General features: G+C 72.5%; 8 protein-coding genes. 6 read left to right on the forward strand and 2 right to left on the reverse strand.

The genetic code is table 11. The annotated features are described in order from the left end of the window. The 4 genes from D3105_RS32385 to D3105_RS32400 form a co-directional block, all read left to right on the forward strand. Positions 1–255, forward strand: a 255-nt coding sequence (locus D3105_RS32385; RefSeq protein ID WP_133305739.1) for a WYL domain-containing protein, incomplete at its 5' end; no start/stop codon positions are given. A 49-nt stretch (positions 256–304) separates the two neighbouring features. Then, on the forward strand, positions 305–1,057 hold the full coding sequence (locus D3105_RS32390; RefSeq protein ID WP_118906412.1) for a YqjF family protein: 753 nt from the start codon (positions 305–307) through the stop codon (positions 1,055–1,057). A gap of 216 nt (positions 1,058–1,273) precedes the next feature. Further along, positions 1,274–2,092, forward strand: a complete 819-nt coding sequence (locus D3105_RS32395) for an SDR family NAD(P)-dependent oxidoreductase (protein ID WP_118906413.1) — start codon at positions 1,274–1,276, stop codon at positions 2,090–2,092. A gap of 107 nt (positions 2,093–2,199) precedes the next feature. Then, on the forward strand, positions 2,200–3,843 hold the full coding sequence (locus D3105_RS32400) for a DNA repair helicase XPB (RefSeq protein WP_075264942.1): 1,644 nt from the start codon (positions 2,200–2,202) through the stop codon (positions 3,841–3,843). Between the two features lie 25 nt (positions 3,844–3,868). On the opposite strand, the gene D3105_RS32405 is transcribed toward D3105_RS32400, so the two are convergent. After that, positions 3,869–4,057, reverse strand: a complete 189-nt coding sequence (locus D3105_RS32405; RefSeq protein ID WP_030799483.1) for a hypothetical protein — start codon at positions 4,055–4,057, stop codon at positions 3,869–3,871. Positions 4,058–4,459: 402 nt separating this feature from the next. Between D3105_RS32405 and D3105_RS32410 the strand changes: the two genes are divergently transcribed. After that, positions 4,460–6,565, forward strand: a complete 2,106-nt coding sequence (locus tag D3105_RS32410) for a HelD family protein (RefSeq protein WP_118906414.1) — start codon at positions 4,460–4,462, stop codon at positions 6,563–6,565. A 44-nt stretch (positions 6,566–6,609) separates the two neighbouring features. Here D3105_RS32410 and D3105_RS32415 read toward each other — a convergent pair whose 3' ends face one another. Beyond that, complete coding sequence (locus D3105_RS32415; protein ID WP_118906415.1) at positions 6,610–7,299, reverse strand: copper homeostasis protein CutC; 690 nt, start codon at positions 7,297–7,299, stop codon at positions 6,610–6,612. A gap of 256 nt (positions 7,300–7,555) precedes the next feature. Here D3105_RS32415 and D3105_RS32420 point away from each other — a divergent pair. Next, positions 7,556–8,478: heavy metal translocating P-type ATPase (locus D3105_RS32420; RefSeq protein WP_206273024.1), on the forward strand; the 923-nt coding region annotated here is incomplete at its 3' end.

The following is an 8,478-nucleotide window of genomic DNA, read 5'->3' on the forward strand; positions in this document are numbered from 1 at the left end:
GCCCCCTCCGGCACCCTCCCCCGCACCACCCCCGCCGAGACCCTGGCCACGGTCCAGGCGGCCGCGATGACGGGCTCCACGGTCTGGATCGGCTACGTCAACGCGGACGGCGCGGCCAGCCAACGCGTGATCGCCCCGGTCCGCGTGGAGGGCGGCTTCGTCACGGGCTACGACCACACGGCCGACGAGGTCCGCACGTACCCGCTGCACCGGATCACGGGGGTGGCGGAACTGGCGGAGGAGGGGGAGAGGTAGGGGCGGCCGCGTCTCGTCGGCGAGCGTGCCCGTCTGCGATGCTGCGTGGATGTCCACCCCTGACCGGAACCCCGAGCCCGTGTCGCCGCACCCGCCCGCCGCGCCGATGCCTCCGCTGCTCACGCAGTCCTGGCTGGATCTGGCGTTCCTCCATTGGGCCGTCGCCCCGGAGGACGTGGCGCCGCTGCTGCCGCCGGGGACGATGCCCGACACCTTCGACGGGGCGACGACGTACGTGGGGCTCGTGGCGTTCCGGATGTATCGAGTGGGGGTGCTCGGGCTGCCGGGGATCCCGTATCTGGGGACCTTTCCCGAGACCAACGTCCGGCTGTACTCCGTCGACGAGCACGGCCGGCGCGCGGTGGTCTTCCGGTCCCTCGACGCCTCCCGGCTCGTCCCGGTCCTCGTGGCGCGGGCCGCGGTGCGATTGCCGTACGTGTGGTCCCGGATGGGCATCGAGCGGTCCGGCGACACCGTCACGTACACGAGCAGGCGCCGGTGGCCCGGTCCTCGTGGGGCGAGGAGCAGGATCGTGCTCCGGCCCGGTGACGCGATCGCCGAACCCACCCCGCTGGAACACTTCCTGACCGCCCGTTGGGCCCTGCACACCTCGCTCTTCGGGCGGACCGCCTATCTGCCCAACGTCCACCCCCGGTGGCCGCTCCACCGGGCGGAGCTGCTGGAGTGCGACGAGGACCTGGTGGCGGCGGGCGGGCTGCCCGCGCCGGCCGGGGAGCCGATGAGCGTGCTGTACTCCCCGGGGGTGCCGGTGCGGTTCGGGCCGCAGCGGCGCGGGGGCTGAAGGTCACGGGGTCCGGCCTGCGTAGACGTACGCGTACGTCTACGCAGGCATCAGGCCGGGTCCATGTCCTGGAACCGGCCCTTCGGCATCGGCGGCTTCTCGTCCCACGCCACCTCTTTGCCTCAGCCACCCACCCACCGGAGTTGACTGGTGGTGGGAACACCAGGGTCAGCACACTCCCCCGTATTCCGGCGCGGCGCTGCCAGGCTGAACGCCATGAACCAGCACACGACATTGATCACCGGAGCCACACAGGGCCTGGGCCTCGGCATCGCCCTGGACCTGGCCGCCCGCGGCCGGACCGTCCTGCTGCACGGACGCGACCGGACCCGGCTGGACGCCGTCGCGGCCCGGGTGCGGGCCGCCGCGCCGGAGGCGACCGTACGCACCTACCTCGCCGATCTCGCCGACCTCGACCAGGTGCACGCGCTCGCGGCGCGAATCCGTGGGGCCGAGCCGCGGCTCGATGCCCTGGTGAACAACGCCGTCGCCGGCGGCGGCCCCGATCCGCAGGTGCGCCAGTTCAGCCGGCAGGGACACGAACTGCGCTTCGCGGTCAACCACCTCGCCCCCTACGCACTCGCCCGCGGCCTGCTGCCGCTGCTGACCGACTCGGCGCCGGCCCGCATCGTCAACGTCGCTTCGATAGGGCAGGAGGCCATCGACTTCGACGACGTCATGCTGGAGCGGGACTACGAAGGGCTGCGCGCCTACTGCCGGAGCAAGCTCGCCCTGATCATGGCCACCTTCGAACTGGCCGCGGAACTGGACGGCACCGGCGTCACCGTCAACGCGCTCCATCCCGCCCATCTGATGGACACCACAGGGGTCCGCGCCTACGGCCTGACCCCTGTGACCACGGTCGACGAGGGCGTGCGGCCGACGGTGCGGCTGATCATCGATCCGGATCCGGAGACGACCACCGGCCGCTACTTCGACCGGTTCACCGATGCCCGAGCCCATGAGCAGGCGTACGACACCGAGGCCCGGCGGCGGCTGATGGCGCTGACCCGGGCGCTGTGCGGCGAATCCTGAGGTGAGCCGGGCCCCGCACGTCCGCCCATCCCGCCCCGCCCCCGGATGCGGCACACTGGACGTTTGGCCGCAGCCGTGGCCGTACCCCGCAGAAAGGGCCGAATCGCGTGACCGGACCCCTCATCGTCCAGAGCGACAAGACGCTGCTCCTCGAAGTCGACCACGACCTGGCCGAGGCCTGCCGTCGTGCCATCGCGCCGTTCGCGGAGCTGGAGCGTGCGCCCGAGCACATCCACACGTACCGGGTCACCCCGCTCGGGCTGTGGAACGCCCGAGCCGCCGGGCACGACGCCGAGCAGGTCGTCGACGCGCTCGTCGAGTACTCCCGGTATCCCGTGCCGCACGCGCTCCTGGTCGACATCGCCGAGACGATGGCGCGGTACGGGCGGCTCACCCTGTCCAAGCACCCCGTGCACGGGCTCGTGCTCACCACCACCGACCGGCCCGTGCTGGAGGAGATCCTCCGGTCGAAGAAGGTGCAGCCGCTGGTCGGGGCCCGGATCGACCCGGACACCGTGGCCGTGCACCCCTCCGAGCGCGGGCAGGTCAAGCAGACGCTGCTCAAGCTCGGGTGGCCCGCCGAGGACCTCGCCGGTTACGTCGACGGCGAGGCCCATCCGATCGAGCTGGCCGAGGACGGCTGGGCGCTGCGGCCGTACCAGAAGCAGGCCGTCGAAGGGTTCTGGCACGGTGGGTCGGGGGTGGTGGTGCTGCCCTGTGGGGCCGGGAAGACGCTCGTCGGCGCCGGTGCCATGGCCGAGGCCAAGGCCACCACGCTCATCCTCGTCACCAACACCGTCTCCGCCCGGCAGTGGAAGCACGAGCTGGTGAAGCGGACCTCGCTCACCGAGGACGAGATCGGCGAGTACAGCGGGACCCGCAAGGAGATCCGGCCGGTCACCATCGCCACCTACCAGGTGCTGACCACCCGGCGTAAGGGCGTCTATCCGCACCTGGAGCTCTTCGACTCCCGCGACTGGGGGCTCGTCGTCTACGACGAGGTGCACCTGCTGCCCGCCCCCGTCTTCAAGTTCACCGCCGACCTCCAGGCCCGGCGGCGGCTCGGGCTCACCGCGACCCTCGTGCGGGAGGACGGGCGGGAGTCCGATGTGTTCTCGCTCATCGGGCCCAAGCGGTTCGACGCGCCCTGGAAGGAGATCGAGGCTCAGGGCTACATCGCGCCCGCCGACTGCGTCGAGGTCCGCGTCAACCTCACCGACTCCGAGCGGCTCGCCTACGCGACCGCCGAGACGGAGGAGAAGTACCGGTTCTGCGCCACCACCGCCACCAAGCGGAAGGTGACCGAGGCGCTGGTGCGCAAGCACCGCGGCGAGCAGACCCTCGTCATCGGGCAGTACATCGACCAGCTGGACGAGCTGGGCGAACACCTCGACGCGCCCGTCATCAAGGGCGAGACCAGCAACGCCCAGCGCGAGAAGCTCTTCGACGCGTTCCGGAACGGGGAGATCAGCGTCCTCGTCGTCTCCAAAGTCGCCAACTTCTCCATCGACCTGCCCGAGGCCACCGTCGCCATCCAGGTCTCCGGCACCTTCGGGTCCCGCCAGGAGGAGGCCCAGCGTCTCGGTCGCGTCCTGCGGCCGAAGGCCGACGGGCACGAGGCCCGGTTCTACTCGGTCGTCGCCCGCGACACCATCGACCAGGACTTCGCGGCGCACCGCCAGCGCTTCCTGGCCGAGCAGGGGTACGCGTACCGCATCGTCGACGCGGACGAGCTGCTCGCCGAGAGCTGAGAGCCGGTACGGCTGCGGCGGGTCCTCAGCGGGCCCGCCGTACGCCCGCCTCTTCCGCGTACTCCCCCAGGAGGACGACGCCGAACGCCGTGGTCACGAACACCTTCACGGCGCGCAGCGCGTCGCCGACGCGGTGGGGTCGGTGGTCACCGGTCGCCGCGGTCGCGCCGTGCGCGGGGCCGGTCGTGCGTGGGTTCAGGGTGGCTGTGCTCATGTATCCATGGTGCTCCCGTCACCCGTTCGGGCGCGTCGGCCCGCAGACGGAAGCCGGTGAGCGGGCGCGTAGGTCTGCGGTGCCATGCCGGAGCCCGGCGTCCCCTACGGGTACCCCTCGGACCCGCCCCCTCAGGTGGAGCCCACGTACGGCCCGCTGCGCGGCGGAGCCCCGTAATTCGTTTCGACCGTACGCCGCCCTGTGGCTACAATCGCCGGTCTGCCCGCCTCCCGCACCGTGGTACCGGCCTTCGCTGCCGGCAGCCGGGGGAGCGCCGCCGGCCGGACGGAAACCGGACGGCACCCACGCGAACCAACCTTCCGAGCGGACCGCCCTGCTCCGACCTCTGCCGGTCGCAGCGCGCGGCCCGCCGTCCTGCGTTGAAGAGCCGGAGGCAACACCGTGCCCGCGCACGTAGCAGAGAGCGATTCCACCCCCGACCCCACCGGCACCACGGGCACCACCGACCCCCTGGTGCACGAACGTGCCCATCTCGCCGCGTCCCGCGCCGCCCTGCGTGGGATGCGCGAGGACGTCCAGGCCCTCGACATCCGCGATGTCACCGCGAACTGGGTCAACGCCGCCGTGCTCCAGTCCCAGATCGACGACCGCATCAAGGCGCTCGCCGATCTCTCGCACACCCCGCTGTTCTTCGGCCGCCTCGACTATCTGCACGCCGTCGGCGGCGAGCTGGCCGAGGGCGCGGACGGCGAGCGGTTCTACATCGGCCGTCGGCACGTCCACGACGCCGCCGGGGACCCGATGGTCATCGACTGGCGTGCGCCGGTCTCCCAGCCGTACTACCAGGCGTCCCGCACCGACCCGCAGGACGTGGGGCTGCGCCGCCGCTTCGGCTACACCGGCGGCGAGCTGACCGCGTACGAGGACGAGCACCTCACCGACCCGGCGGAGGCCGAGCACACCAGCCGGCTCCTCCAGGCGGAGATCGAGCGTCCCCGCGTCGGCCCGATGCGCGACATCGTCGCCACCATCCAGCCCGAGCAGGACGAGATCGTCCGCAGCGGCCTCGGCGGCACCGTCTGCGTGCAGGGCGGGCCCGGCACCGGGAAGACCGCCGTCGGCCTGCACCGGGTGGCGTACCTGCTGTACGCGCACCGCGAGCGGCTCGCCCGCACCGGCACCCTCGTCATCGGGCCGAACCGTTCCTTCCTCCACTACATCGAGCAGGTCCTGCCCGCCCTCGGCGAGCTGGAGGTGAAACAGGCCACCGTCGACGACCTGGTGCGCACCGGCGTCGAGGTCCGGGGCGAGGACGAGGCGGCCACCGCCGTCGTCAAGGGCGACGCCCGCATGGCCGAGGTGCTGCGGCGGGCCATCCGCTCGCACGTGACCGCCCCCGTCGAGCCCGTCGTCGTGGTGCGCGGCTCCCGGCGCTGGCGGGTGCCCGCGTACGAGATCCAGGAGATGGTCGACGAGCTGCTGGCCCGCGACATGCGGTACGGGGCCGCGCACGAGGCGCTGCCGCAGCGGATCGCCCACGCCGTCCTCGTACGGATGGAGGAGGCCGGGGAGGCCCCGGACGACCGGGTGCAGAACGCCGTGGCCCGGAACCCCGCCGTGAAGGCCGCGGTCAAGGCGGTCTGGCCCGCCGTGGACCCGGCGAAGGTCGTGCTGCGGCTGCTGTCCGACGCGGAGTTCCTGGCCGCGCACGCGGGAGGGGTGCTGAGCGAGGAGGAGCAGAAGCGGCTGCTGTGGGCGAAGCCCGCCCGCAGTGTGAAGTCCGCGAAGTGGTCGGCGGCCGACGCCGTGCTGATCGACGAGGCCGGTGACCTCGTCGCCCGGACGCACTCGCTCGGCCATGTCGTGCTCGACGAGGCGCAGGACCTGTCCCCCATGCAGTACCGGGCGGTGGGGCGGCGCTGCTCGACCGGTTCGGCCACCGTCCTCGGCGACCTCGCGCAGGGGACGACCCCGTGGTCCACGGAGAGCTGGGGCGAGGCGCTGTTCCACCTGGGCAAGGCGGACGCGGTGGTGGAGGAGCTGACGGCCGGTTTCCGTGTGCCGCGCGAGGTCATCGCGTACGCCTCCCGGCTGCTGCCCGCGATCTCGCCGGGGCTCGCGGCGGTGGAGTCGGTGCGGGAGTCGCCGGGGTCGTTGGCCGTACGGGAGGTGGCGTCGGCGGAGGATCTGGACGCGGCCGTCGTCGCCGCCTGCGAGGAGTCGTTGCGTCACGAGGGGTCGATCGGGCTGATCGCCGCGGACGCCCGGATCCCGGTGCTGGGTGCGGCGCTGGAGGCGGCGGGGCACGCGTATCTGTCTCCCGGCGAGGAGACCACCGCCGCGTCCCGGCTGACGCTGGTGCCCGCGTCGCTGGCGAAGGGCCTGGAGTACGACTACGTGGTGCTGGACGAGCCCGCGGCCGTGGTGGCCGGCGAGCCGGACGAGCGGACCGGGCTGCGGCGGCTGTACGTGGCGCTGACCCGTGCGGTGTCGGGGCTGACCGTGCTGCACGCGGCCCCGTTGCCGGAGGTGCTGGTTCAGGCATAGGGCCCTCGGGTGCGGGACCGTCCGGTCCCGCACCCCGGCAGGCCTCAGGCGTCCAGCGCCTCGCGCCACTCCCGTACCGCCGCCGCGTCGACCGGGGCCGACCAGCCCGCCGGCCGCGCCGCCCCGCCGATGTGGAACGCGTCGATCCCCGCCGCCAGCAGCTGGGGCAGGTGGTGCAGGTGGAGGCCGCCGCCGACCAGGATCTGCGCCTGGTATCCCGGCTCGCCGCTCCGGGCCGCCTCGGCGAGGAGGGTCGGGATCCCGGCGTCCACCCCGGCCGGGGAGCCCGCCGTGAGGAACGTGTCGAGGCCCGGCAGGTCCGCGAGCTCCTTGCGCAGGGAGTCGCGGTCGGTGCACCGGTCGATCGCCCGGTGGTACGTCCACCGGCAGCCGTCCAGCTCGGCGACGAGCCGTTCGACGGCGACGAGGTCGGCGTGGCCCTCCGCGTCGAGGAAGCCGAACACGAACTCCGCCGCCCCCGCCTCCCGCAGCTCATGGGCCAGAGCGACCAGTGCATCGATGTCACCGGCGGCGAAGCCGTCCGCCGTCCTGAGCATCACGCGCAGCGGGATGTCCACGGCGGACCTGATCGCCGCGAAGGTCTCCCGGGACGGGGTGAGACCGTCGGCGGCCATGTCGGTGACCAGTTCGAGGCGGTCTGCACCACCGGCCTGCGCAGCGACCGCGTCCTCCGCGTCGAGAGCGATCACCTCCAGGACTGCACGGTTGCTCATGGGTCTTCATTCCTCCGATACACGGCTACAGGCCTACACGGCTATAGGTCTAGTCCAATGGCCAGCCTACGGGTGGCCGACGGGCCGCGCAGCCCTCTATCTGAACGCACGGGCGCGACGAGGCGCGACCCGGCCCCGCAGACGGGTGACGAACCCCTCCCGTCACACCTTGCACTTTATAGGGGAGGGGGGTATACATGAGGAGAGACAGGGATACCCCCCAGGGGTATCTGGGACGGCTTCAGGGAGGACCCCCGTGTCCGCGCACTCCGCCACCACCGCAACCACCGCCGCCGGAACCCCCGCCGGGGCCGACGCCGGTACCACCGCGGTCGAGCTCGCGATCGGCGGGATGACCTGCGCCTCGTGCGCGGCCCGTATCGAGAAGAAGCTCAACCGGATGGACGGCGTCGAAGCCACCGTCAACTACGCCACCGAGAAGGCGAAGGTCACCTACGCGGGCGCCGACGTGTCCGTCGAGGATCTGATCGCGACCGTCGAGGCCACCGGCTACACCGCCCGGCCGCCCGCCCCGCGCGCCGCCGAAACCGCCGCCCCGCCACCGGGGAGCGGCGACACGGAACGGGGCGCGAGCGAGGACGACGGGCTCACCACCCTGCGCCAGCGGCTGATCACCGCCGTTCTCCTCGCCGTACCGGTGATCGCGATGGCGATGATCCCGGCGCTCCAGTTCGACTACTGGCAGTGGCTCTCCCTGACGCTGGCCGCACCGGTGGTCACCTACGCGGCCTGGCCGTTCCACCGGGCCGCCTGGACGAACGCGAAGCACGGCGCGGCGACGATGGACACGCTGATCTCCGTCGGCACGTCGGCCGCGTTCCTCTGGTCGGTGTGGGCGCTGTTCTTCGGGACGGCGGGCATGGTCGGCATGACGCACCCGTTCGAGTTCACCATCGCCCGCAGCGACGGTGCCGGGAACATCTACCTGGAGGCCGCGGCCGGGGTGACGGCGTTCATCCTCGCCGGGCGCTACTTCGAGGCGCGCTCGAAGCGGAAGGCCGGGGCGGCGCTGAAGGCGCTGATGGAGCTGGGGGCGAAGGAGGTCACGGTCCTGCGCGACGGCGTGGAGACGACGATCCCGACCTCCGCGTTGCAGGTCGGGGACCGTTTCCTGGTCCGCCCCGGGGAGAAGATCGCGACGGACGGGACCGTGGTCGA

This window comes from Streptomyces globisporus (genome assembly GCF_003501885.1).
Taxonomy (GTDB): domain Bacteria; phylum Actinomycetota; class Actinomycetes; order Streptomycetales; family Streptomycetaceae; genus Streptomyces; species Streptomyces globisporus_D.